This is a genomic window from Bacillus sp. JJ1122 (assembly GCF_036964885.1).
Classification (GTDB): domain Bacteria; phylum Bacillota; class Bacilli; order Bacillales; family Cytobacillaceae; genus Mesobacillus.
In genome coordinates this window covers 41,071-64,241 of sequence record NZ_JBALQL010000043.1, presented here as the reverse complement: position 1 = coordinate 64,241, position 23,171 = coordinate 41,071, and the positions used below count along the sequence as shown (strand labels likewise).

Annotated in this window: 28 protein-coding genes, 1 pseudogene and 1 riboswitch; of the genes and pseudogenes, 20 read left to right on the top strand and 9 right to left on the bottom strand. The window is 37.2% G+C overall.

The window, feature by feature from the left end; genetic code table 11:
- Window positions 1–171 precede the first annotated feature (171 nt).
- Complete coding sequence (locus V7201_RS21480) at window positions 172–375, top strand: hypothetical protein (RefSeq protein WP_335378793.1); 204 nt, start codon at window positions 172–174, stop codon at window positions 373–375.
- A 118-nt stretch (window positions 376–493) separates the two neighbouring features.
- On the opposite strand, the gene V7201_RS21475 is transcribed toward V7201_RS21480, so the two are convergent.
- Window positions 494–979 (bottom strand): DinB family protein, encoded by a 486-nt coding sequence (locus tag V7201_RS21475; RefSeq protein ID WP_335378792.1) that lies wholly within the window; start codon window positions 977–979, stop codon window positions 494–496.
- Between the two features lie 218 nt (window positions 980–1,197).
- Here V7201_RS21475 and V7201_RS21470 point away from each other — a divergent pair, with 218 nt between their 5' ends.
- The 9 genes and pseudogenes from V7201_RS21470 to V7201_RS21430 all read left to right on the top strand — a co-directional run bounded on the left by V7201_RS21470 (window position 1,198) and on the right by V7201_RS21430 (window position 7,688).
- Window positions 1,198–1,632: a VOC family protein gene (locus V7201_RS21470; RefSeq protein ID WP_335378791.1), complete on the top strand. Its 435-nt coding sequence runs from the start codon at window positions 1,198–1,200 to the stop codon at window positions 1,630–1,632.
- Between the two features lie 1,197 nt (window positions 1,633–2,829).
- Window positions 2,830–3,312, top strand: coding sequence for an NUDIX hydrolase (locus V7201_RS21465; RefSeq protein ID WP_335378790.1), 483 nt, complete (start codon window positions 2,830–2,832; stop codon window positions 3,310–3,312).
- A gap of 535 nt (window positions 3,313–3,847) precedes the next feature.
- On the top strand, window positions 3,848–4,393 hold the full coding sequence (locus V7201_RS21460; protein WP_335378789.1) for a GNAT family N-acetyltransferase: 546 nt from the start codon (window positions 3,848–3,850) through the stop codon (window positions 4,391–4,393).
- A 133-nt stretch (window positions 4,394–4,526) separates the two neighbouring features.
- Window positions 4,527–4,661: a hypothetical protein gene (locus V7201_RS21455; protein ID WP_335378788.1), complete on the top strand. Its 135-nt coding sequence runs from the start codon at window positions 4,527–4,529 to the stop codon at window positions 4,659–4,661.
- A gap of 22 nt (window positions 4,662–4,683) precedes the next feature.
- Window positions 4,684–4,968: a hypothetical protein gene (locus V7201_RS21450; protein WP_335378787.1), complete on the top strand. Its 285-nt coding sequence runs from the start codon at window positions 4,684–4,686 to the stop codon at window positions 4,966–4,968.
- Between the two features lie 103 nt (window positions 4,969–5,071).
- Entirely contained in the window at window positions 5,072–5,608 is a 537-nt protein-coding gene (locus V7201_RS21445; RefSeq protein WP_335378786.1) for a DUF3916 domain-containing protein, read from the top strand.
- A 90-nt stretch (window positions 5,609–5,698) separates the two neighbouring features.
- Window positions 5,699–6,201: pseudogene (locus V7201_RS21440) on the top strand (DUF2716 domain-containing protein).
- 116 nt (window positions 6,202–6,317) lie between these two features.
- A complete protein-coding gene (locus V7201_RS21435; protein WP_335378785.1) occupies window positions 6,318–6,725 on the top strand; it encodes a hypothetical protein in 408 nt (135 codons plus the stop codon).
- 726 nt (window positions 6,726–7,451) lie between these two features.
- On the top strand, window positions 7,452–7,688 hold the full coding sequence (locus V7201_RS21430) for a hypothetical protein (protein WP_335378784.1): 237 nt from the start codon (window positions 7,452–7,454) through the stop codon (window positions 7,686–7,688).
- 105 nt (window positions 7,689–7,793) lie between these two features.
- Here the strand turns inward: V7201_RS21430 and V7201_RS21425 are convergent, their stop codons facing one another.
- Window positions 7,794–8,132, bottom strand: coding sequence for a L,D-transpeptidase (locus V7201_RS21425; RefSeq protein WP_335378783.1), 339 nt, complete (start codon window positions 8,130–8,132; stop codon window positions 7,794–7,796).
- 400 nt (window positions 8,133–8,532) lie between these two features.
- Here V7201_RS21425 and V7201_RS21420 point away from each other — a divergent pair, with 400 nt between their 5' ends.
- The 4 genes from V7201_RS21420 to V7201_RS21405 all read left to right on the top strand — a co-directional run bounded on the left by V7201_RS21420 (window position 8,533) and on the right by V7201_RS21405 (window position 11,787).
- Window positions 8,533–9,003, top strand: coding sequence for a peptide-methionine (S)-S-oxide reductase (locus tag V7201_RS21420; RefSeq protein ID WP_335378782.1), 471 nt, complete (start codon window positions 8,533–8,535; stop codon window positions 9,001–9,003).
- A 146-nt stretch (window positions 9,004–9,149) separates the two neighbouring features.
- On the top strand, window positions 9,150–9,932 hold the full coding sequence (locus V7201_RS21415; protein ID WP_335378781.1) for an alpha/beta fold hydrolase: 783 nt from the start codon (window positions 9,150–9,152) through the stop codon (window positions 9,930–9,932).
- A gap of 137 nt (window positions 9,933–10,069) precedes the next feature.
- Entirely contained in the window at window positions 10,070–10,360 is a 291-nt protein-coding gene (locus tag V7201_RS21410; protein WP_335378780.1) for a hypothetical protein, read from the top strand.
- Window positions 10,361–10,692: 332 nt separating this feature from the next.
- The gene (locus V7201_RS21405) at window positions 10,693–11,787 is read left to right on the top strand and encodes an L-dopachrome tautomerase-related protein (protein ID WP_335378779.1); all 1,095 of its coding nucleotides are present in this window, start codon (window positions 10,693–10,695) and stop codon (window positions 11,785–11,787) included.
- A 123-nt stretch (window positions 11,788–11,910) separates the two neighbouring features.
- On the opposite strand, the gene V7201_RS21400 is transcribed toward V7201_RS21405, so the two are convergent.
- The 6 genes from V7201_RS21400 to V7201_RS21375 all read right to left on the bottom strand — a co-directional run bounded on the left by V7201_RS21400 (window position 11,911) and on the right by V7201_RS21375 (window position 14,979).
- Window positions 11,911–12,210, bottom strand: coding sequence for a spore coat protein (locus tag V7201_RS21400; RefSeq protein ID WP_335378778.1), 300 nt, complete (start codon window positions 12,208–12,210; stop codon window positions 11,911–11,913).
- Between the two features lie 18 nt (window positions 12,211–12,228).
- Window positions 12,229–12,423: a hypothetical protein gene (locus V7201_RS21395; RefSeq protein ID WP_335378777.1), complete on the bottom strand. Its 195-nt coding sequence runs from the start codon at window positions 12,421–12,423 to the stop codon at window positions 12,229–12,231.
- 18 nt (window positions 12,424–12,441) lie between these two features.
- A complete protein-coding gene (locus V7201_RS21390; protein ID WP_335378776.1) occupies window positions 12,442–13,578 on the bottom strand; it encodes a zinc-dependent alcohol dehydrogenase in 1,137 nt (378 codons plus the stop codon).
- A gap of 18 nt (window positions 13,579–13,596) precedes the next feature.
- Window positions 13,597–13,965, bottom strand: a complete 369-nt coding sequence (locus tag V7201_RS21385) for a spore coat protein (protein ID WP_335378775.1) — start codon at window positions 13,963–13,965, stop codon at window positions 13,597–13,599.
- Window positions 13,966–13,981: 16 nt separating this feature from the next.
- Window positions 13,982–14,227, bottom strand: coding sequence for a spore gernimation protein GerQ (locus V7201_RS21380; RefSeq protein ID WP_335378774.1), 246 nt, complete (start codon window positions 14,225–14,227; stop codon window positions 13,982–13,984).
- Window positions 14,228–14,490: 263 nt separating this feature from the next.
- Complete coding sequence (locus V7201_RS21375; RefSeq protein ID WP_335378773.1) at window positions 14,491–14,979, bottom strand: CBO0543 family protein; 489 nt, start codon at window positions 14,977–14,979, stop codon at window positions 14,491–14,493.
- A 230-nt stretch (window positions 14,980–15,209) separates the two neighbouring features.
- Here V7201_RS21375 and V7201_RS21370 point away from each other — a divergent pair, with 230 nt between their 5' ends.
- On the top strand, window positions 15,210–15,665 hold the full coding sequence (locus V7201_RS21370; protein ID WP_335378772.1) for a CBO0543 family protein: 456 nt from the start codon (window positions 15,210–15,212) through the stop codon (window positions 15,663–15,665).
- Window positions 15,666–16,105: 440 nt separating this feature from the next.
- Here the strand turns inward: V7201_RS21370 and V7201_RS21365 are convergent, their stop codons facing one another.
- Window positions 16,106–16,981 carry a patatin-like phospholipase family protein gene (locus tag V7201_RS21365; RefSeq protein ID WP_335378771.1) on the bottom strand — a complete coding sequence of 292 codons (876 nt, stop codon included), beginning with the start codon at window positions 16,979–16,981 and terminating at the stop codon, window positions 16,106–16,108.
- 259 nt (window positions 16,982–17,240) lie between these two features.
- On the opposite strand from V7201_RS21365, the gene V7201_RS21360 reads away from it, so the two are divergent.
- The 5 genes from V7201_RS21360 (at window position 17,241) to V7201_RS21340 (ending at window position 23,166) form a co-directional block, all read left to right on the top strand.
- The gene (locus V7201_RS21360) at window positions 17,241–18,059 is read left to right on the top strand and encodes an MBL fold metallo-hydrolase (protein ID WP_335378770.1); all 819 of its coding nucleotides are present in this window, start codon (window positions 17,241–17,243) and stop codon (window positions 18,057–18,059) included.
- Window positions 18,060–18,229: 170 nt separating this feature from the next.
- Window positions 18,230–18,339: riboswitch (SAM riboswitch) on the top strand.
- Between the two features lie 194 nt (window positions 18,340–18,533).
- Complete coding sequence (locus V7201_RS21355) at window positions 18,534–19,553, top strand: BMP family protein (protein WP_335378769.1); 1,020 nt, start codon at window positions 18,534–18,536, stop codon at window positions 19,551–19,553.
- A gap of 128 nt (window positions 19,554–19,681) precedes the next feature.
- A complete protein-coding gene (locus V7201_RS21350) occupies window positions 19,682–21,220 on the top strand; it encodes an ABC transporter ATP-binding protein (protein WP_335378768.1) in 1,539 nt (512 codons plus the stop codon).
- Window positions 21,186–22,262, top strand: coding sequence for an ABC transporter permease (locus V7201_RS21345; protein WP_335378767.1), 1,077 nt, complete (start codon window positions 21,186–21,188; stop codon window positions 22,260–22,262). The genes V7201_RS21350 and V7201_RS21345 overlap by 35 nt, the downstream gene beginning before the upstream one ends.
- On the top strand, window positions 22,249–23,166 hold the full coding sequence (locus V7201_RS21340; protein WP_335378766.1) for an ABC transporter permease: 918 nt from the start codon (window positions 22,249–22,251) through the stop codon (window positions 23,164–23,166). The genes V7201_RS21345 and V7201_RS21340 overlap by 14 nt, the downstream gene beginning before the upstream one ends.
- Window positions 23,167–23,171 lie beyond the last annotated feature (5 nt).

Here is a 23,171-nt window from a genome sequence, read left to right as displayed (position 1 = left end):
GAAGAAATGTACTTAAACTTCAGGGTGCGTTGATCCAAGAAGGATTAACGCCATTTTTGTTGAAATTTTTCTTATTGACCGAATTTGGCAGGTTAGTTGAAGAAGGATTTTTCCGAAAAATAGGAGAATACCTTAGAATTAAAATAATTTATGAATAGAGGGAAATTGTTAGTGGATAGACAGAGAGCACTTTTTTATGGATTTATTATTGGATTGGTATTATTAATCGCCCCCATACCCGGTGTCTTTTATTGGATGGATGATAACGAATCAGTCTTTCGTTATCTTGGATTGGTTATTTGTGTAACCTGTGCTATTCCATTAATCATTGATGTAATTGAAGTATTTAAAAATATTTTCAAAGAAGAACGATAAATAGAATGAAAGCTGTCATTGTGGCAGCCTTTCTTATTGTGCTAAAGATGCAGGTTAGTGTAACAAGACATGAAAATATAGCTTTGGACATTAGAGGTCAAATCCAAAGCTCTAAAAATTATAATCTTTTAACTTGCTCAATTTTTAATCCGAAAATTTGAGGAGGTTCAATATTGTTTATCTGCAAATAAGTAGAAATTTGTCCACGATGATGGGTTTCATGTTCTGGAATTGCCATAAGTATTCTCCAAACACTAACTTCATGACCATGAAGGGTTAAAACCTTTTTTGTCAATGCAGCATTACCAACTTTTAATAGACCCTCTGTAAGTTTAATCTGACATGCCTCTAAATAATTTGAAATATCATCAAGAGAAGCTCCCTTATCAGTATCATGTCCTGTGTATATCCACGAACCATGTTCAAATATACCTAGAAACATCAATCGAGATGATGCGATATGTCGTAATAAATCACCTGTAGAAAATTTATCTTCAGAAGGCTTCCAATCTAGCAGTTCATTAGGTATTGCTTTCACATATTGCATCGTTCGTTTATGAATCCCATCTAAATATTTTACATATTCCTTTATATCATGAATCATGTTTCCACTCTCCAGTACTTTAGACTTTTATTACTTTATATTCTTAATTGAGTGGAAATAATCCTTTAACGACACTATTAACGACTGATTTTGTTATTCAACCAAAGATGCAGGTTTGTTGAAGAAGGATATTTCCTGTTTTAAGCGAATTAGAATTTCAGACAAACATTACACGAAAACAGGTATTGAAATTAACAGGAACATAGGAGGTATGAAATATGAGGATCAATAAAATAGATCATGTGAGTATAAACGTAAATAATCTTTCAGAGGCTAAAGCGTTTTTTCTTGATTTAGGACTTGAAGTGCAAGCGGAATGGGAATTGGGTGGAGAACAGCTGGACAGAATCGTTGGGCTTAATGATGTTAAAACGGCATGTGTAGGATTGGGGATGCCAGGTGGTCAGGCATGGATAGAGCTAGTCAAATTTTATACGCCATCCGATGAAAAAGGTATTCAGCAACCTTTTGCAAATACGCTGGGTATCCGACATATTTGCTTTGCTGTTGAAGATATTGAAGCTATTGTTGCAAATTTGAAAAAGAGGGGCACCGAAATCTTTAGTGAGATACAGCAATATGAAGAAAGTTATAAGTTATGCTATGTTCGTGGCCCAGAGGGAATTATTTTGGAGTTGGCGGAAAAAATCTGATAAATCTATTTATGATTAGATTTCCAACTTTAATGATTTTTTCTTAAATTAACGAGTGCGGTGATCCAGGAAGGATTAACCGCCTTTTTTTGTAGAATTCTTTATTGCACAAACAATGCAGGTTTGTTCAATAAGAGACCGTATTATATAGTTATTATTGTAAGGAGACGTTGAATGAAAAATGTATGGTCCGAATATGAAACTGAACAAAAAGTTTTAAGATAATAGTAAAGGAAATATACTTCCAAAAAATTCATTCATCGCCTTTTTATATGTATTGTTCCTTTTTATCAGTATTATTGTGAGCATTTTTTCCTTTTTTTTCTTGCAATGTCTGGTGGATGAGTAAAAACTAGAATACAAGGTAAGATTACCGCAAATTGAAAATGTTATTGGACATATGGGGCAGGTTAGCTGGATAATGTACTGATTTCTATTTAACATCACTGGAAGAATCTGAGATACTAAGAATAGGATAATTTTTGTGATAAAAAAAAGAAAAAAGGTAGGGTAGGAATATGAGTTTATTTAAGAATATCTTTGTTACTTTACCCATTCATATTTTGACAGGGGGAGTCTCCCTATTTTCTTACCTCATTTTCCTTAAATTTTTGGATCATCTATATCCAGTTGCCACGATTTCTTTCATTCTATTTTTGTTTAATGTAATAAGTTATTTTTTATATAGCTTTTACATTTTAAGTAAATTTAATTTCAAAGTAGTTGTTAGTTCGATTTTATTTTTTTTAGCAGTAGGTTTAACACTTTGGTTATTATCCTCTTCTAGCCCTAATAATGTCATTGACAATATCTTTGGGATATATCATACATCTGGATATACCTCAATTATTTGGTATAGGGAATTATATATTGACCCATTCTTTGCAACATTTCATTATCATTACTCTGGTTATCTATATTCAGTTATACCATCAGCCATAATATTTTTTGCCTATTGCTTAGGCAAATATTTTAAGAGGGAAACAGGTACCAATATTACATAGGCATTCTTAAAAAGTAGCGGGGGCGTTGATCTAGATATGGTTGATGCTTATTCATGCCGAATCCCTTATTTGAAAGGGGCAGTTTAGTGAAAGTTGGGGTAATTTTTTCTTTTAATGAATAGTAATTTAGAGAATTTAGAGAATCTCTTTAATGTGAGGTCATTATATTTAGAAACTAAAAGGTGGAAACATAATGATGATCAAGTTCTCAATTGATAATGATAGAAGCTTTCATTTAAGATCTGCTGCCATTATCAAACATAATGGAAAGGTCTTATTTCAAAGGCCGGTTAATAGTGAAAATTGGTTTTTACCAGGAGGAAGAGTTGAGCATTTTGAATCAACAGATGCGACATTAAAAAGAGAGTTAATTGAAGAGTTTGACTTAAAAGTAAACCATATTAAACTCTGCTGGGTAGTGGAATATTTTTTAGAGGTGAAGAATAAAAAAATTCAGGAATTAGGAATGCATTACCTTGTGGAAATTCCAGAACAACATAAATTAGTTAACAATAAAGATGAGTTTAAAGGAGAGGAAGAAGGATATGTTCACAAATGGATTGAGATCAATGAACTTGATAAGTATAAAATAGTACCCGAATTTGTTGTTCCTCAGTTACAAAAGTTGGATGGCATAAATGATATAAAACATACAGTTTTAACTGTAGTAAGATAGTTCCATTTATGACTTTATTATAAACATACTGGAGCGTTGATCCATGAAGGATTAGCCGGCTTTTTTAAGAATTTCTTTTTGAGATACGATGCAGTTTAGCGGAAGAACTATTAGTGATTTTATAAAGAAATTCATTGTAAAAGAGGAATATTATGAATAGAAAAATCGGCACTATTTTATTCTTTTCCTTCTGTTTTTTAATATGGTTATACTTCGCAATATATGAATCTTCAATTGGTAACTGGTGGACAGTCAATGAGATAAAACAGACATCTGAAGATACTGTTCAAATAGGTGTCTCAATAGTAAAGGTGTTAGTCGGGACGGTTATATTTACTTTTAGCGGCTTTATATTCTATATATTGATAAGAAAGAGAAATTAATTATTACTGCTACCCGGGTGCGTTGAATCAAGAAGGATTTACGCTCTTTATATTGAAATTCGGTATTTAACATAAGATGCAGTAATGTTGAATAGGGTAGGAATTTAGGCTTGTGCTAGTAAAATTCTTTTTCAGAATGGGAAGGTGTCAAAATGAATATTGCGAAAGAAATCATAATTTCTCCTTTAATGGATGAATTAATTAAGGACATCAATAAAACAAGTGATTATTTTAAAGTGTTTGGTAAGGTTGTACCCAGTTTTCAATCAGGAAAATGGTCTTTTGAAGAGATTCTATTTGATGATACTAAAGAAATTCGTTTCCCAGATGATAAACTTGACTGGAGCCGATATATAAACCGTGAAGATAAAGCTCTATTTTTAGCTTATAAGAATAATAACTGCATTGGTCAAATTAGAATAATTAAGGATTGGAATCGCTTCTGTTATATTGAAAATATTGCTACAAAAAAAGAATTTAGAGGATATGGAATCGGGAAGTTGCTCTTAAATAAAGCGGAAGATTGGGCAAAACAAAGAAAACTTATCGGAATGTCTCTAGAGGCTCAAGATGATAATCTTGGAGCGTGCAGGTTTTATGTGAAACAAGGATTCATACTAGGTGGAGTTGATACATTGAAACAGTCATATAATCCAAATATAGAAACCACTTTGTATTGGTATAAGTTATTCAAGTAAAAGGTGCGTTGATCCTGGAAGGATTGAGGCACCTTTTTGCTGAATTTTATAATGAACAAACGGGGCAGGTTTGCTCAATAAGACAGGAATAAATTCCCATATATCTAATAAACGTTTCAAAGGTGGAAATCAAATGCCAAGTAAGGATTTTAAAGAAGTTGGAGTAGATAGTCAATTAGTGATTGTCCATTTTGATCCAGTGGGAAGTATACCTGAACAAAGAAAATCTTCTGTCTCATTTAAGAAAGAAAGCATACAGATGAAATAGTCAGGGTGTGGGGGAATTGAAATTGGCAACAATTATTATAAGCGGCATATCAAATTTTATTATTTATTGGGCATTGCTAATTATTGCACCATTTTTAGTTCTTGACCTGTTTATAGATGTAGATGAAGATAAAGCAATGGTTATCTTTATGTTTCTGGGGCTAACGGGCGTTCCGCTAGTGGCGGCCTGGCTGTCAGGTGTTACGACAAAAAGAATCGATAAACTTAATCGCCAGAAAAAATTTATAATACTCTCGGTTCAATTTTTATTAGCAATATCTATATTCATCTTTTTATTTAAAGGTTAAGTGAAGACTTATTTGTATTCACTTTTTTTATGGTGAATTCCTTATTAAACAAACGCGGCAGTTTAGTGGAATAAAGCATTAATAAACAAGGGTGTTGAATTTAATGAATCAGTGGAAATTCGATAATAAATCTAAGAAAAAATTAAGAGGTCTAGGAAGAAGGAAAGAAAATTTAATAAAAACCTTACATGAAATGACAGAACAATTGTCTAACCCCAGGGATTATGGACTAGGCTATTGGCATTTACATTTGCCTTTTGATCAAGGATTTATAAATTCTAATAAAGCTCCAAATAAACTAAGAAAAGAGATAATGCAGATTTTAATAAATAAGGTTAGCTATTTAAAGAATTTAAAGACACCATCGCAGGAGCAATATAGAATTTATACTGTAATAAGTTTGCCTAACTTATTTGATTCTCAAATTGCAGTTATACCTGATAAAAGTTGGTTTAATGGATTTTTTGAAAGGGATGGCCAAGAACAGAAGTGGCTGCCTTTGAACTCGTATAGAGACCTAATTAAAGAATGGAAACTTAATCTGCCTCCTGGTTTAGATGTGAAAGGGTTTAAGGAAATAATTTCTGATGAGGGTTATTACTATGAAGGAGAAATTTGGTTTATAGGTGAGTTAAAATAAACATTTTTCTTATTGTGCTAACGATGCAGGTTAGTGGAAGAAGGAATTGGTATACTATCTTAATCAGATCCTATTAAAGGAGGGCTTTATATCATTAATTGGGTTGAACTCACACAATCTGAAGATAGAATGGTTTGGGAATATCTATATAACGCATACAAATTTAAGCCTAGTATTTCTGAATTCCCGTCGTTTATTGTTCCTAGCCCCTTCATAACATATGATATATCAGCTTATCTAAATTTTTCAGGTGATCTAGAGGAATATGAAAAGCTATATAAAGACCTTGAAGATAAAGCATTACATGTATTTCAAAAACAGATGAATGAGAATCAATATTTTTATGCTTTGGATTGGCAGCATTCTTGTTATTGGGTCAATCCATATTTAGAGTTTCCAAGAGATGAATTTAATGATTGGCTCATTCCAATATTTCCTAATGGGGATTATACTTTTTTATACATAAGGAATTCAACTGGGGATTTTTAGGTCACCCTTGGGAAAAATCAATTACAATATTCGGGAAGGATCTAATCCGGGAGTTCGAAATTAACAAACCTAGAATGTTTAATAGTATCCTACGGCTTGGGTAAAGTTATTTGCACTAATGTATAAAGAGTTCCAAATTGTGCTGACAAACAAGGGCAGCATTTTTTTATATTAATAAAAGGACAATTTAGGTTAAAACACTGAACATGGAGGATTGAAGATGAATTTTTTAGAGTTGATGGGATGGACAGGTTATATATATTTAGATGAACTCTTGGAACCTGAAGATAATTCCTTAAGATTGATTATTAACAGAAGTAAAACTGATAAGGATAGTGATTACGTTGAGCATTTACCATTAGTCCAGTTTGATTTTGACACTTATATTTCATATTCAATTATCAACGAGAGCTTTGATAATGTAGATGAAAACGAGATTTATAGGGGTAAAGTTTTTAGAATCTATACTCAATCCAATTATTTGGAGTTTATCAAATCATCAACTTTAGAAAGAGAAGATTTATGTCCCAAAGAGAATTATGTGCATTATCAGTTTCCTTGTTTAAATCACACAATTGATGTTATTTCTTGTGAAGAGCCTAAAATTACAATAACACCTGCAAAGTAAAATTAGTTAAGTTTTTATCAATATAAAACAAACGGTGCAGATTAGTTGGAGATGAATTAAAGACGGGTCAACAGTGACAAAGAATACTTTATTCAATATTCCCATCAAAGCGTCATTAATCGTCTTGATTTTCCAAAAGACATTTTTACAAGCATTAGCATTAGTATAGAGCTCAGGAATGCAGAAGGTTTCATCTTTTCTTTAGTTCATAATATGTTCAGCTTCCCGATTTTCTTTGTTTTTGAAGATATAGTATTTGAACAGGGATTAAACAGTCTTATAGAAAAAGAAATACCACTCCATAAATTTTTTAAAGAAGGCTATATTATTAAAATTGAAACTATGGAACAATTAAAAGTTGTTTGTGATCTGTCGGAGGAGGTTGCTTCAGCAGGATTTAGTGTGTATATATTTCACGGAGAAGGATTATCCGTGACTAATTTAATCCCTACAATGCATTGGAGTAAACCGACAGTTTTTAATGATTTAGATTTTCAAAAAGTCGAGACTTTCATCGAAATAAATGAAGTTGGACTACCATACATAGTAAGAACAGTTTGTTTAACACACCTTTAAAAGTCATAAATCTTATTCCCGCCGATTACAAACTTGATTTTGAAAACAGTGATATTTGATTTTACCCAGCCAGCCAACCTGAATTCTTCAACGAACGGGGCAGGTTAGTTGAAGAACCGAACAAGATTTTTAAGATTAGGAGTTAAATTAATGCATTATTCATATGACGAATTAGTAAGAGATATCAAAATAGGTCACGAAGTCGAGTTTAAATATAAAGGGAAAATATACGGAACCCTTAATGTAGAAGAGGGCTATGGGCTAGGCGAGAATAATAAAGAATTTGAGTACTTTAAAACGCCTGAAGAACTTTTGAACAATGGAAAAATTAACTGGGAACACTTGAAGGACATTTGGAATGAAGTTGAAGTTATAACAATTTTCTAAGCTTTTACTAAGATTGCTAAACTATGTTCCTCAACTAACGGGGCAGGTTGGTTTAACTGGCTGTTGTCGTAAGACAGAAACCATGCAGTGTACTGACGGATAGTGTTATTTGTGAATGATGACCCTAGTACCAATTGGGACTCGAGATGATAATTCTAAAACATCATGATTAAACATTCTGATACAACCGTGAGAAACGCTTTTGCCTATGGATGATGGATTGTTTGTACCATGTATTCCATAATGAGGTCTTGATAATCCCATCCATAAAACCCCAAAAACATGCCTGGGAGGATTTGGCTGCTTATTTATTATGGTGTAAGTGCCAAATGGTGTCGAAGTTAATATTTTGCCAGTAGCTATCGGATAGGATTTTATTAGTCTGTTTCCGTCATACAATCTTAATCGGTGTTTTAATGTTGATACGTCAATCCATCTCGCCACGAAGATCAACTCCATTTTTTAAATAATGTATGATGAATCTCAAGCCTTTGTTATTTAGCAGGGATAGTTTGAACATCATTATATGAGAAGTTAATGAACAGTCAGTATGTTTGGATTACATGCAATAGCAAGAAAGTGCTTGTTAACCAACAGGTGCATAAACAAAAAGGATTAATTCACTTTTTTGTTGAGGCTCTTATTGTGCTAACGGGGCAGTATAGTTATACAAGGTTTGTTAAGAGCATTGATCTTAGAAGGGATTAGTGCTCTTTTTATTGAATACTACTAGTAATCTGAAGATGTATAAACAGTACTTTTAATGAGCCGAATCATAGTAACTGTAGTTTTTTAATTTACCTAGACTATAATTTTTGGGTGTTAAACAAAGAGGAGAGTCAATATGGAAATAGTATATTTTGCAGGTGGATGTTTATGGGGAGTACAAGCTTTTATAAAAACATTACCTGGTGTTAAGTTTACAGAAGCGGGAAGAGCTAATGGAACAAGTCAAACACTTGATGGTGATTATGATGGCTACGCCGAATGTGTAAAAACAGGCTTTGATCCAAAGGTTGTAACGATTGAGGAGTTAATGGGATATTTTTTTGAAATTATTGATCCGTACAGTTTGAATAAACAAGGACAGGATGTTGGTAAGAAATACAGAACAGGAGTCTATAGTGAAAAGCCTGAACACTTAATAGAGGCGAAGGCGTTTATTAGCGAGAGAAATGATTATGACCTTATAGTTGTTGAAATATTGCCTCTCACAAACTATGTGAGAAGTGCAGAGGAACATCAAGATAGGTTAGCTAAATGTCCAAATGATTATTGTCATATTCCAGAAGAAATATTAAGTAAATATAAGTAAGGGAGAAACAGGAGAAAATTCAAAAGCCGAACTTTAGTCGGCTTTTTTAATTTTCTGCCAACGTGACATGGAAGTAATCAATAGGTATTCACCTAAACTCCCCAAATGAATAATCTGTTAGGAAGCCATTTTTAGGGGGAGTCGGAGTGGGATATTATGTATCTGTAGAATCAGGGGTAAAATTGTATGTAGAAGATATAAATCCCTTAGGCAGTAAGACAATAGTGTTTTTACATGGTTGGCCGTTAAGCCATAAGCAGTTTGAGTATCAATTCGATGTTCTTCCCTCTATGGGCTACCGCTGTATAGGGATTGACTGGAGAGGATTCGGAAAATCTGATAAGCCAAAAAGCGGATACAATTTTGATCGATTGGCGGATGATATTCGAGCAATAGTTGATATCCTTCAATTAGACAATTTCACACTTGTAGGTCACTCTACAGGCGGAGCCATCGCGATTCGGTATATGTCGCGTCATAATGGTTATGGAGTAAACAAACTTGTATTAATTGATGCTGCAGCTCCTACAGGTTTTACTGCAAAAACTGCGACTAAGTTTCTTGCGATGGCGTTAAATGACCGTCCAAAGATGATGCGAGAAGTGACAGAAACCTTTTTCTTTCAATATATAACAAGCCCATTTTCTGAATGGTTTTTTCAATTGGGCTTAGAAGCAGCAGGTTGGTCAACGGCAGCCATCATCATTACACTAAGAGATGAGACTCTTTATGCAGATCTGCAAAAAATATTTGTCCCTACTTTAATCGTTCATGGTGTTCACGACAAAGTTATTCCATTTGCACAAGCTCGAGAATTAAATCAAAGAATAAAAAATTCACAACTGGTCCCGTTTCATTACAGCGGTCATGGTCTATTTTGGGAAGAACGTGACAAGTTTAACCAGCTATTAAAACAATTTATTGGATGAAGGCTCTATTCAACTAGAATAAGTAAGACGTAAAATATCAAGCTGCTATTCTGGCTGCTTTTATATTAAATTTTGATCTAACGGCGTGTTTAGAAATACCGCTGCTTTAGAGTAGTGTATATTAGGATAGATAGGTTATGACTTATGATAATGGTGATGGAACCTCGCCTGGGGTTGAAGCTGACTTAGATATAACACCAAAAATAGTGTTATTAAATACTGAACTGGACTCTAAAACAAACTTGGATTTTATTAACCCTCCTCAAGGAGTAAAGGGTAATATTCGGAGTAACAGTCAAAAGAAAAGAGAATTAAAAGTTGAAGGTACTACATCTGAAACGGATGAAAAGGGTTATTTCGTATATGAAATTTACGCTAATTGGGACCAAGCTTTGGCTCATGAGGAAGTAAAACTAGATACTCAATAAGCTTATTGTTCATTTATCGGGTGCGTTGGTCCTGGAAGGATTAATCACCTTTTTTTTTGAATTCTTTTTTATTGAACAAACGGGGGAGGTTAGTTTAAGTACATTTCTTCACAAAATTATGAAAGCCTAACGTGGATTCAGGAATATTGAACTTCGCTAACTGCTAATTGAATTCTCCTTCATTTGCAGACCTTTAAAATAATTTTTGAAAACAATCGAAACAATCAATTTAATCGTTTTTTCGTATAGAAAACTTATTAAGAAACATGCACTAGAAAAAATATAAATCATATAAAGGTGGTATCCCGTTTTAAATGGTTGAGGAGGATAACATGAAACCTATGCTGCCTATTGAAAAATATTTCGGTAAGTTTGAACTAGTTCATACATTTTATGGAGCTATGCCTACAGGTGTTAGTGTTTCGGAAACTGGTCGTATTTTCATTTGTTTTCCGAAATGGGGAGACGATGTTAAATTTACGGTTGCCGAATTGGTTGAGGATGAATTGCAGCCTTATCCTAACTTACAAACCAATTTGGATAACCCTGAGAATATCAGAATGACTTTCATTAGTGTCCAAAGTGTAGTTGCGGATGGAAGGGGAACGCTTTGGGTATTAGATACAGCTGCACCAAATTTTTCAGAACCAATTAAAGGTGGGGCAAAATTAGTCGCTGTTGATTTAAAAACAAATACAATTAGAAGAGTATATACCTTTACAGAGGATGTAGTCCTGCCAACAACTTACCTGAATGATGTCCGATTTGATTTCCGTGTTGGAAAAGCAGGTTATGCCTATATAACGGATTCTTCTTCCAAAGGACCAGGAGCTATTATCGTCGTGGACTTAGAAAATGGAAACGCGTTTAGACGGTTAAATGGAGCAAATTCAACTTCACCCGATTCCTATTTTATACCGAAAGTAGAAGGGAAAGTGTTGATGAATCGAGATAAAGATGGCGGAACATCTCCATTTAGATTGGCATCTGACGGTATTGCGATTTCTCCCGATGGAAAGGTATTATTTTTTTGTCCACTAACAAGCCGTCATCTGTTCTCGATCCCAACAGAAGCCCTGAGAGACAGAAATATACCGGACATGGATTTATCTTATCATGTGGAGTACTGGGGAGAAAAAGGTGCGTCTGATGGAATGATCACTGATGCAAAAGGAACCATTTATGCTGGAGACTATGAAAACAACAGTATTCGAAAGATATTGCCAAATGGCACAATGGAAACCATCGCACATGACCCGAGAATTTTATGGCCTGATACTTTTTCGATTGGTCCGGATCAATATTTATATGTCATTGTGAACCAATTACATCGGCAGCCTAGATTTCATTATGGAATCGACCTGCGACAAAAACCTTATAGTTTACTTCGTATAAAAATTGGTGAATTTCCTGCTCTGGCCTTTTGATAAAAAAATTCGAATTTGTAATGGAAAGAAAATTGTGGTCACAAAAGGAGGGAGATTATATATTTAAATCATTTTAGGTTGGAACAGTTTAGGCTGGTAATCCTAAACTGCTCCTATTTTATTTTATAAAGTGGGTAAGTTCAATGCTGTATCAATATTATTCAAATCTAAATTGATTTGTTCGTTTGTATCCCAAGCATGATACCATCCTTTTTCTACCATATACAAGGAAATTTGTTCATGCATATCAAGAGCTTCCGTTAAATGGCGAGTGAGCATTTCTTTAATTTCGGGCGTTCCTGATTCTGTAACAGCCATGGCATAATTTCTAACTCCACTCTTAGCTGCAATCAATAAATCCATTGCAACCACTTGATCAGATAGTGCATCCATGCCAGTGAAAGTTTCAATGATTGGATTCATGTTCATTCACCTCCTAATTTACTGCTTAGCGTTGGAAAGGATAGAAGCATATTCTTGTAATTGTATCGTAGATAAATCAATGTCTTGCTGCAAAATATCTTTTAATCGCTGATCTGTAACTAACGCTTTCATCGTTTTGGACTTAGTCAGACAATTGGTCTTAAAGGCAGCTATCTCCTGGACCTCAAGAACTTCATGCAAGGCGTGGTTCATTTTTTCATACCTCCTTCCTTAAGGTTTCAACACGACTTTTATACATTCATCCATTTTTGTGTCAAAAATCTCATAGCCATGTTTTGCTTCACTAAGAGGAAGGACATGACTTACTACATCGCCTGGGTCGATCTTACCGGTCGTTACCAATTCAAACATGTAGGGCATATAGTGGATGACAGGGGCTTGACCGGAGCGGATATTGATATTTCGCTGCATGATATCTCCAAGAGGGAAACCATTATATCTGCCGCCGTAAACGCCCGTAACTTGAATTGTCCCGCCTTTACGCACTGCTTGTGAAGCCATTATAAACGCGCTTAATGCTCCCCCTTGAAGCTTCATTCCACTCGTAAGGAACTCTAAATCAGTCATTTTACCGTCCATTCCAACTGCATCAATGACTACATCAGCCCCGCCTTTGGTGATTTCCTTCAAGTAACTTCCTACATTCTCATGGTCTTCAAAGTTAACAATTTCTACTTTGTTGGTACGTTTGGCGTGCTGAAGGCGATAATTGACATAGTCTACAGCAATGACACGTTTTGCACCTTTTAGCCAACAGAATTTTTGAGCAAAAAGACCAACCGGTCCACAGCCTAATACAATAACTGTATCTCCGGCCTTTACGCCTGCATTGTCAACACTCCAAAAACCAGTAGTCATCGCGTCAGCGATAACGGCTAATTTTTCATCTGGTTCTTCACAGGTTTCAGGAATCTTAAAGTGAGTGAAATTTGCAAAGGGAACACGTAAATATTCAGCTTGCCCGCCTGGATAGCCCCCAGTCGTACCTGAGTATCCGAAATAGGCACCCATATCACCATTATCATTCGAATTATCACATTGGCTTTCTAAATGGTTTTTACAATAAATGCATTCACCGCATGCTATATTAAAAGGGATAATGACTCGATCTCCCTTTTTCACCTTAGTCACACCTGGACCAACTTCTTCGACGATTCCCATTGGTTCATGGCCAATAACATAGTTTTCTTGCAGGTTAGGAATCATGCCATGAATTAAATGTAAATCAGACCCACATATAGCTGTACTTGTTACTTTAATAATCATATCATCTGGTTTTTCAATTTTTGGATCTGGAACGTCTTTGACTACAACATTTTTAATACCTTGATACGTTACTGCCTTCATTGGTTACAGCCTCCAGTGTTAGTGATCATCAGGTGTCCGGTCAAACATACCTTTTCTATTGGTCTCAACAGGAAACAGATTCATTTTTCCAATCATCAATGTATTGTTAGCAGAGAGTTGATCTAGTTTATACTGTTCACTTAGTTCGTATGGATGGAACCATTTTTTATTAATCATTAGTTCTGTAATTTCTTGGTGCATTGAAATCCCTTGCATTAACTGTTTTCGTAAGAGGGCTCTAAGATCAGGTGATGCGGTCTCCGTTAATGCGACAGCAATATTGCGGACACCTTCTTTGGCACGAAGGAGTAAATCCATCGCAAACGTGGTATCTGCTAGCTCTGGTACGTGTAGCGAGTTTATAGGGTCTAAATAGTCATTATTCAATGAATTTGCCTCCTTTTCAATTTATTATTGGTGTTGGCCGGTTTTGAGGAACAGGAGTTTCAAAAGGTGCACGTTGATAAATTGCCTGTAATTCTTTAAGGGCTTGCATAGATTGTTCAACATCTTTTTGCATTAATGCTCTCAAATCTTGATCAAATGCCAGACCTTGCATTAGTTTTGATTTCGCTAAGCAGAGGGTTTTGAAATTTATGACTTCATGCAAATCCAATGATTCATGATCGGCTAATATTTGCTTATCCATATCTAATTAACCTCCTTATTCTTTAATACAATCAATTGTATTGTTCCAAAATAGAAGGGAAACATTCTTTAATGTTTTTTTAAAATTGGTTAATAATCTTAAATGGGGAAATTCACTTATTGAGATGGCTGAGGATGATTGCTGCGGGGGTCTTTTTTCTAGTATCAAAAAAATGTTCAACCAGCAATATCTGGTTGAACTTATAATATGAAAGGAAGAAGACTTCCTCCTTTTTACTCTTATTGTTGATTAAGAACCTCAATCTAAGAAAGATCGTATTTATTATTGAAGAGATGTCTTATAACAGTCATTGAAAATCTGACCAATAAAAAGGAAAAAGAAAGTGAATAAAAAGTGGTTTTACAATTCCACCCCTTTTTATATTTAACAAGCTGTGTATTTTTTTCTAGCCATAGCTCAGTAATAGTCATTGGCACACTGAAATACAGAACTTTTAAAAGGCACTGAAGGATGCCAGAATCCTTGGTCTGTTGATTATAAAGGACACATGTAATTGGAAATAAAATGTAATCAAACACCACACTTGTTTTAACTTGTTTTGGAAATCTGGTGGGGTATTTAACAAAACCTTTATTTACAACCAGTTTATCGACCAATGATGCATAATAACTTTTTATAAAGAAGACAAGGAGCCAGTCCTTGGCAAGTGGTTTTTTAATTATGTAAATAAAGGAACTAATACCAAAAAAGTAAAGCAATTTTATAAGGTTTATTTCAAATTTTCGACCCATATCTAGCACCTCCTTAAGATAGGTTATCTCTAATGAAGGTGGTTATACTTAGGAAATTCGAAGATTAGTTAAGTAACAACACTTTAACAAACTGGGGCTTTACTTCAGGAAAGAAGTAAGGCTTTTTTTGTTCAACTACCGGAGAAGGGTAGTTTAAGAAGAGTAATTCATCGAATAAAAAAGAATAATAAGGTTGAAATAGTTGTTTTTTTAAAAACGAGGTGTTCCCCTTGGTTAAGCTATTTATCGCGACAGTTATATTAGTTCTTTTAATTGCCCTAAAAATGCCCAGAAAAAGAACTAGGCACGAGTTACTAGCTACAATACAGTTTGGATTGTTAATGAATTTTGTAACTGATTTATATCTTGATTTAAAGTATAAACTTTACTGGTATTTCGATAAAGAACAAATAGAATGGTTATACCTATCTGTAGCCCTTGGTGAAATTGCTGTACTGCTAATTATTTTCAATTATTTTCCCCAAAAATCTAATGCAATTAAGAAATTTATATATATCTTGGGATGGACATGCATTCTTGTATTACTTGAATTGTATGCAATTTATATTAGAGTTTTACATTATGGTGAATGGAATATAATCTATTCGGCAGTGGTTTACTTTATTTCAATGTACATCCTTTATTTCGTATTAGAATACACGGCTGATAGAAGAGAAACTCAGTAATAAAGAAGCAATTTCTACTTGAACTAACGGGTGCGTTGATCCAGGAAGAATTAGCCACCTTTTTTGTTGAATTTCTTATTGAGCTAAAGGGGCAGCATTCCGTAATAAACTAAAGTTTGTGAACAAATGTACTTAAACTATAGGGTTGCTTAAATTTAAGATGACCATATTACAAAAACAAAATCCTTCTAATAATTTTTAGCAATGTTGCGGGTTAAAATGTACCGTAATTTGCATGCTTATATAAGTATCTATTAGTATGCAAAATGATATGAAAATTCTATAACAAAAAATAAGATTTTTGGCAAAATCTTCTCGCCTCTACATAAAAAAATAGACCAACAAATTTAATTACATTTCGATGGTCTATTTGCCGGACATATATTAAATTTGTGAGTGGTAACAGAACTCGCCACAATAAATTGCTGCTTCTTTTAGTATTATAGGGTATGAATTAATCGATCATTATTTTTCAGCCACTCCGCGATTCGTTCATAACCATTAATAGCATCATTATAGCCGAGCTCGTACAGATGAGTGAGTTTGACTGGATTGCGTTCTGCCCTGCCGATATTCATGCTAATTGATGGCCTTATGACCAGAAGCTCTTCCTTTTCTTCTAGCTCCTCGATAAAGTCGAGAGTCTCGTTGTAAAGTTGATACCGGGTGGTTAAAGCTGAAACCAAACCAGGATAGTGCTTAAAAGCATATCTTGGCACCCATGAGAAGGAGGACTTCTTTTTCCTGTATCCTTTTGGTTTGGTTAAGACAATCACATTTTTTTCAACTTTATCACTTAGTGCTTTCCTGATAGGAATCGGGTCAGCAATCCCACCGTCCATCAGCGTCCTCCCTTGGAATTCAATTGCTGGAGCCATAAAAGGAAGGGTGCTGGAGGCTCTGATCAGCTTGAGAACATCCTCCTGATAGTCATTCTTGTCAAAGTAAACTGGTTCTCCTGTCATGCAATCCGTTGTTCCAATGAGGAACTTGTCTGTTGAGCTATTAAAGGTGGTAAAGTCAAAGGGAACAAGCTCATTAGGAAGCCTGTCAAAAATAAAATCCATTCCGAACAATTCCTTTTTCAGGAACAGGTTACGGTAGGAAATGTATTCGGGATGTCTCACATAATCGATGGTAACCTGTCGATTACGTCCATGCTGCCTCGATACGTAGGACGATCCCTGGCACGCACCAGCCGACACGCCTATAATATACGGAAAGAATAATTCTTTTTCCAAAAAATAATCCAAAACACCGGCAGTATAGACTCCGCGCATGCCACCGCCTTCTAGAACTAGACCACTTTTATACATGCTCAATCCCCCCAAAAAAACAAAATCTCCATTATTTGTATACGAATAGATTGAATAAAGAATAGTCTATCACACATGGATGACCAAAGGGAGAAGAATGCTCAAGAAGAAGCTGGGAAAACAAAAACTCAACAAGATATAATGGGCCGCTATTTTAATCATGCATAAAAATTTCATGGAAATTCAACACCAATAAATTTCTAACAAGAATCAGATTAAGTATGGTATATTTTGGTGTATTAGAAGGGGAGTGAAGGGAATGCTTTTAAAGAAAAAATCAACTTTAGGCGAGAAAAATGGTGTTTCCTATGTAAATGGACAAGTTAGATTCCAAAGTGTTTCCTTAAATGTATACAGTTATTTAGTTGATGGAGTTTTAATTGATACGGGCGCACAATCCTTACATACATTTTTTGAATCATTTATTGATGTAGCGGATTTTGATCAAGTCATGATCACCCATTTTCATGAAGACCATACAGGCTGCGCGGCCTATATTGAGAAAACCAGGAATCTTCCCATTTTTTTAGATGAAAAATCAATTGAGTATTGTGGACAGAAGGCGGATTATCCAATATACCGTCAGCTGTTTTGGGGAAGAAGAAAGCCATTTCATGCTCAAGCAATGCCCAAAACATTCTCATCCAGAAATGCGGGCTGGGATGTGATCGATACCCCTGGACATGCCCATGATCATAAAGCGTTTTTAAACCGGGAAACAGGTCAATTGTTTACAGGGGATTTATTTGTAAGCGAGAAAACAAAAGTCGCATTAGCAGAGGAAAGTATCCCGCAAATTATTCAATCATTAGAAAAGGTAATGATGTATGATTTCCAGGATGTTTTTTGTAATCATGCAGGGTTTGTTGAAAATGGCAGAGAAGCCCTAATACGGAAACTTGATTATTTATTGTCCATACAGCAGCAAGTATTAATCTTACACAAAGAAGGAAATCAAGCAGAGGTAATCTGCGAAAAGCTCTTTCCGAAAAAATACCCAATTTATAAGTTGTCGGGTGGGGAGTGGAATTCACTTCATATTGTCACATCGATATTGAAGGAAAAGGAATACGATTAATCAATCAATAAATTTATATCTAATTCTTTTAAAAGTGACGTATTGTTTTAAAAGAGGGTAACACAGTTTTTATATTATTTATCTTGCTATTTGAAAATATTTGTTTATAATGAATTTTAAGTTTATTATATCTGTATGTTACTAAAGTTGAAAAATAATTACATATAAATTCCTTATCAAGAGAGGCAGAGGGACTGGCCCTATGACGCCCGGCAACCGCTATTTTTAAAATAGAATGGTGCCAAATCCTGCAGAACAATTTTGTTCTGGTAGATGAGGAAGAGTGCTGAATTTTTTACCTCTTCCTTTTTTATGTGGAAGAGGTTTTTTATTTGAGAGAGAAACTAACAAAAAGACGAACGATAACTAATTAATTTAAATTATTGTACGTTTTTAGTTGTTTTTATAATTATAATCAAGTAATCTAGTAACAATATATTTGTAATTGACGAACAATAATCTAGGGGGTACATCATGAAAAAGTTTTTGGCGTTGTTTGCATTATTATCGGTTTTACTCGTAACAGGATGTGGAGCGGAGGAGTCATCTGGGAAAGGTGATTCGGAAGGCAAAGAGAATAAAAAGAGAATCGCTCTTGTTTTACCTGAAAAAATCGGAGTCAACCCTTTCTTCCAGCAAATGGATGAAGGCGCGAAAAAAGCAGCTAAAGAATTTGGGATCGAAGTAAAAACAATTGAATCAACTGACCACTCTGCAATTGAGGAAAACCTTCGTGTTGCGGTTGCAGAAAACTATGACTTGATCATTACTTCATCCTTCGAATCAGAGGATGCGTTGAAGAAGGTGGCGGCTGAGAACCCGGACCGCAAGTTTGCGATTATCGATACAGTGGTTGACCTGCCAAACGTACAAAGCGTCAACTTCCGTGAGTATGAGGCAGCATACCTGCTTGGTGCAGCGGCTGGTCTTTCAACGAAAACGGATAAAGTCGGAATGGTTGCAGCAATGGACATCCCGCTATTGAAAAAATGGACAGTAGCTTTTGAAGAAGGATTAAAGGAAACAAATCCTCATGCAGAATTCCTGGTGAACTATGTCGGAAGCTTTACGGACCCGGCGAAAGCGAAGGAGCTTGCATTCCTTCAGGCTTCAAGAGGAGCAGACTTCATTGCTGGTGCAGCTGCTGTCGGAGACCTTGGTGTGTTTGAAGCAGCGAAAGAAAAAGGCTTCTACACTGCAGGTCAGGACGTTGACCGAACAGACGTCGATCCAGAGCATGTCGTGCTTTCTCAGCTGAAGGGAACTGACGCAGCAGCTTTTGAAACGGTAAAAGCTTTCGCAGAGGGATCCTTTAAGGCTGGAACTGTTGAATATGGACTGAAGGATAAGGGTGTTGGCCTGACTTATGTAACACATGAAAGCAAAACACCTTTGAATGCCTTTATCGGCCAAGAAGTAATCGAAAAGGTCAAAGCTCTTCACGAAGAAATCATTTCAGGTAAAAGAGAAATTAAAAATCCATTAAACAACTAAAAGCAGATGGACGGTTTTCCGGCTTCCAAAACAGGAAGCAGGAGAAGCGTCCCCATGCTTCACTAAAACTAAACATGAAACCGGCTGCGTTTGTAGTCGGTTTCCATTTGTACCGGGGAGGGAAGGCAATGACCTACCGCTTAGAAATGAAACAGATGACCAAGAAATATGGTGATTTCCTTGCCAACGACGGAGTATCCATCAGGCTGAAGAAGGGCGAAGTGCTGGCGATTGTTGGAGAAAATGGGGCTGGTAAAACCACTTTGATGCGCATGCTGTTTGGTCTCGAGCAGCCGACGAGTGGAGAAATTCTACTCGATGGTAGAAATATAAAGATTAACGGGCCTCAGGACGGAATGGCGCATGGTATCGGGATGGTACATCAGCATTTTATGCTCTACCCTGATTTCACGGTTGCAGAGAATATCGTCATCGGACGCGAGCCGGGTAGCCTTGGGTTTTTTAACAGGAATAGAGCGGCTGAGTCAGTCCGGCAGCTGGCGGAAAAACATAGAATTGCCGTAACTCCATCACGTAAAGCGGAAGAATGCTCAGTAGGCGAACAGCAAAGGATCGAAATATTAAAGGTTCTTTATCAGGGGGCCGACATCATCATTCTCGATGAGCCTACCGCCGTTCTGACTCCTTTAGAGGTGGAAGAACTTCTAACTACCATTCGTTTCCTTGCGAGCCAGGGAAAAAGCATCATCCTGATTACCCATAAGCTCCGCGAAGTCATGACTGTTGCGGATAAGATTACCGTTCTTAGGAATGGACGGGTAGCAGGGCAGGTGCAAAAAACGGAAACCACCGTAGATGAGCTGGCACAGCTGATGGTAGGAAGGGAACTCAAGAAACTTGCCGACCGATCAAAGGTAGAAGGGGATGCTCTCCTTGAAGTGAAAGGGTTAACCATCGGGAAAAATGATTCAAAACCAGTGCTTGACAATGTCACCCTCACCTTACATAGAGGAGAAGTACTTGGAATTGCCGGAGTTTCTGGCAATGGACAGTCCGAGTTTATCCAGGCGATTTCCGGATTAAGAAAAGTTGATCAGGGATTGATTCTATTAGATGGAAGGGATGTAACAGGCAAAACGGTTGCCTTTAGACGTGATGCGGGGCTCTCGCACATCCCCGAGGACCGATATTTGTGGGGGGCCGCAAAGGAAGCCACGATTGTAGACACTGGCCTAATGGGTTATTACAAGCAAAAAAAGTTCAAGAAGCGTTCTATTTTAAACAAAAAGGCATTCCGCAGCTATGTCAGTGAATGGATTTCTCGGTTTGAAATCAAGACTTCGTCGATGGATGAAAAAGCAGGGAATCTATCGGGAGGGAATTTGCAGAAGTTAATCGTTGCCCGAGAGCTCGGTTTTGATACAGACTTCCTGATTGCTGCCGAGCCGACGCGCGGTGTGGATATCGGTGCCATGGAATATATCCATGAAGCGATTTTAGCCAAGCGAAATAAAGGGGATGGCATCCTCCTTGTCTCCTCCGAATTATCAGAGATTTTAGCATTATCTGACCGGATAGCAGTCATGTATGAGGGCAAGATTGTGAGTGTGCTTGACCGGAAGGATGCAACAGAAGAAAAGCTGAGCGTGCTTATGGCAGGGGGAAAAGAGAATGAAGCTTCAGAGAAAACTGCAACAGTCGTTTAGAGGATTAGCACAGCCGCTGATTGCCGTATTGATTGGGATCCTCACCGGTGCGATGGCAATCAGTATGATTGGTGAATCAGTACTGGATACCTATAAAGTAATGTGGAATGGCGCGTTCGGGAGTTTTTATTTTGTGACGGCGACCTTCGCACGTGCGACTCCGATTATCTTGATAGGCGTCGGTCTTGCACTCGCCTTCCGTGCTGGCGTCTTCAACATGGGGGCCGAGGGACAGATGGTGTTAGGCGCAATTGCGGCGGCTTTGACCGCACTGTATTTACCTGCTCCCGGTATTGTAAAAATTGTCTTGGCCTTACTTGCTGGAGTTTTGGCAGGCGGGATGTGGGCACTGCTCGCAGCGTGGATGGAAGCGAAGTTCAAGGTGCAGCTGCTGATTTCGACGCTGCTATTGAACTATGTGGCTGTTCTGTTTGCCGGCTATCTTGTAGCAGGACCATTCCAGGATAAAACCGGCTCAGCCGCTCTTGCACAGACACCAATGATTGACCAGTCGGCATGGCTTCCAAAGCTGTTTCCTGGCATGAGCCTTCACTTTGGTTTTATACTGGCGATTGTTTGCGCAGGCATCCTATATTTTATCCTTAAATACACTTCCGCGGGGTATGAGGTGCGTATGCTCGGCCATAACCCTTTCTTCGCTGAATATGGTGGAATCAACAAAACAAAGGTACTCTTTTTCAGCATGTTCTTCAGCGGCGGGATCGCCGGCCTGGCTGGGACTGCAGAGGTCCTCGGCTCACAATACCGCTATGTTGAAGGAGCTTTAACGGTTCCGGGATATGCATGGACAGGATTGATGGCGGCCCTGCTTGCAAACTCGAACCCGCTTGGTACAGCAGCTGCTGCTATCCTTCTTGCGGCTTTGCAAACAGGAGCGATGGGTATGGAGCGTAATACAGAAGTTCCTTTGGAGATTGTCAGTGTCATTCAGGGTGTATTAATCCTATTCATTTCAGCCAAGTTCGCTTTTAACTGGTGGAATATTAGAAAGAAAGCAGGTGCAGCCAATGGATCTGTTTGATTATTCGCTGTTTGTATCCGCCATCCGGATGGTAAGTCCGATTTTACTTGCGGCACTTGGAGGTGCACTATGCGCCAGGGTGGGCATTTTCAACGTAGGGCTAGAAGGGCTCATTCTTGCTGGAGCGTTTTCTGCAATAGCAGGAAATCATTTCAGCGGCAGTGTGCTGGTTGCCGTTCTGTGCGGAATTGCCGGATCTGTCCTCGTTTCACTGCTTTTTGGCATCGTGACGATCAAATTTCAGGCAAACTCGATCGTAGCAGGGATCGCGGTCAATTTCCTGTTGCTCGGTTTAACATCATTTTTACTGAGGGCACTATTTGATGTAAAAGGTGCTTTTTACGATAAGAACATGGAGGGGCTACCCAAATGGGACATTCCATTAATCGAAAACATTCCAGTCATCGGGAAACTAATTTCAGGGCACTCGCCGCTCGTTTACATTGCGTTTTTAGCGGCGATCTTGCTTTACATTTTCTTGTATAAAACGGTTGCGGGCTTCCGTCTTCTTGCAGTCGGCAAGAATCGCTCGGCTTCAATGAGCATGGGGTTAAAGGTAACGGCAATTCAGTATGGAGCAATCCTGATGTGCGGAGTTCTTTGCGGATTAGCGGGAACCCAGCTTTCACTTGGGCAGGTGACGATGTTCACGGAAGGGATGACAGCCGGCCGCGGCTTTATTGCACTCGTCGCGATGATGCTTGGCCAGTCGCATCCCATCGGAATCCTTGGTTCCAGTCTTTTATTCGGATTAACAGATGCATTGAGCATCAGGCTGCAGGGCTTCTCTATGCCTACGCAGCTGACCGCGATGCTTCCATATGTGATCACCATTTTTGCGATGTTCTTTTTAAAGGACAAAGGTGCAGAATCACAGCTTTCAGGACAGCAAAGTACGAGATAGGGGGA

What these genes read in the sequence shown, in the direction of transcription:
- V7201_RS21405 (WP_335378779.1), top strand. Translation starts at nt 10,693, where the DNA reads ATGAAACCTATGCTGCCTATTGAAAAATATTTCGGTAAGTTTGAACTA.
- V7201_RS21410 (WP_335378780.1), top strand. Translation starts at nt 10,070, where the DNA reads ATGACTTATGATAATGGTGATGGAACCTCGCCTGGGGTTGAAGCTGAC.
- V7201_RS21350 (WP_335378768.1), top strand. Translation starts at nt 19,682, where the DNA reads ATGACCTACCGCTTAGAAATGAAACAGATGACCAAGAAATATGGTGAT.
- V7201_RS21400 (WP_335378778.1), bottom strand. Translation starts at nt 12,210, where the DNA reads ATGAATCCAATCATTGAAACTTTCACTGGCATGGATGCACTATCTGAT.
- V7201_RS21360 (WP_335378770.1), top strand. Translation starts at nt 17,241, where the DNA reads ATGCTTTTAAAGAAAAAATCAACTTTAGGCGAGAAAAATGGTGTTTCC.
- V7201_RS21365 (WP_335378771.1), bottom strand. Translation starts at nt 16,981, where the DNA reads ATGTATAAAAGTGGTCTAGTTCTAGAAGGCGGTGGCATGCGCGGAGTC.
- V7201_RS21470 (WP_335378791.1), top strand. Translation starts at nt 1,198, where the DNA reads ATGAGGATCAATAAAATAGATCATGTGAGTATAAACGTAAATAATCTT.
- V7201_RS21465 (WP_335378790.1), top strand. Translation starts at nt 2,830, where the DNA reads ATGATGATCAAGTTCTCAATTGATAATGATAGAAGCTTTCATTTAAGA.
- V7201_RS21475 (WP_335378792.1), bottom strand. Translation starts at nt 979, where the DNA reads ATGATTCATGATATAAAGGAATATGTAAAATATTTAGATGGGATTCAT.
- V7201_RS21420 (WP_335378782.1), top strand. Translation starts at nt 8,533, where the DNA reads ATGGAAATAGTATATTTTGCAGGTGGATGTTTATGGGGAGTACAAGCT.
- V7201_RS21395 (WP_335378777.1), bottom strand. Translation starts at nt 12,423, where the DNA reads ATGAACCACGCCTTGCATGAAGTTCTTGAGGTCCAGGAGATAGCTGCC.
- V7201_RS21340 (WP_335378766.1), top strand. Translation starts at nt 22,249, where the DNA reads ATGGATCTGTTTGATTATTCGCTGTTTGTATCCGCCATCCGGATGGTA.
- V7201_RS21455 (WP_335378788.1), top strand. Translation starts at nt 4,527, where the DNA reads ATGCCAAGTAAGGATTTTAAAGAAGTTGGAGTAGATAGTCAATTAGTG.
- V7201_RS21430 (WP_335378784.1), top strand. Translation starts at nt 7,452, where the DNA reads ATGCATTATTCATATGACGAATTAGTAAGAGATATCAAAATAGGTCAC.
- V7201_RS21380 (WP_335378774.1), bottom strand. Translation starts at nt 14,227, where the DNA reads ATGGATAAGCAAATATTAGCCGATCATGAATCATTGGATTTGCATGAA.
- V7201_RS21375 (WP_335378773.1), bottom strand. Translation starts at nt 14,979, where the DNA reads ATGGGTCGAAAATTTGAAATAAACCTTATAAAATTGCTTTACTTTTTT.
- V7201_RS21445 (WP_335378786.1), top strand. Translation starts at nt 5,072, where the DNA reads ATGAATCAGTGGAAATTCGATAATAAATCTAAGAAAAAATTAAGAGGT.
- V7201_RS21345 (WP_335378767.1), top strand. Translation starts at nt 21,186, where the DNA reads ATGAAGCTTCAGAGAAAACTGCAACAGTCGTTTAGAGGATTAGCACAG.
- V7201_RS21355 (WP_335378769.1), top strand. Translation starts at nt 18,534, where the DNA reads ATGAAAAAGTTTTTGGCGTTGTTTGCATTATTATCGGTTTTACTCGTA.
- V7201_RS21435 (WP_335378785.1), top strand. Translation starts at nt 6,318, where the DNA reads ATGAATTTTTTAGAGTTGATGGGATGGACAGGTTATATATATTTAGAT.
- V7201_RS21460 (WP_335378789.1), top strand. Translation starts at nt 3,848, where the DNA reads ATGAATATTGCGAAAGAAATCATAATTTCTCCTTTAATGGATGAATTA.
- V7201_RS21390 (WP_335378776.1), bottom strand. Translation starts at nt 13,578, where the DNA reads ATGAAGGCAGTAACGTATCAAGGTATTAAAAATGTTGTAGTCAAAGAC.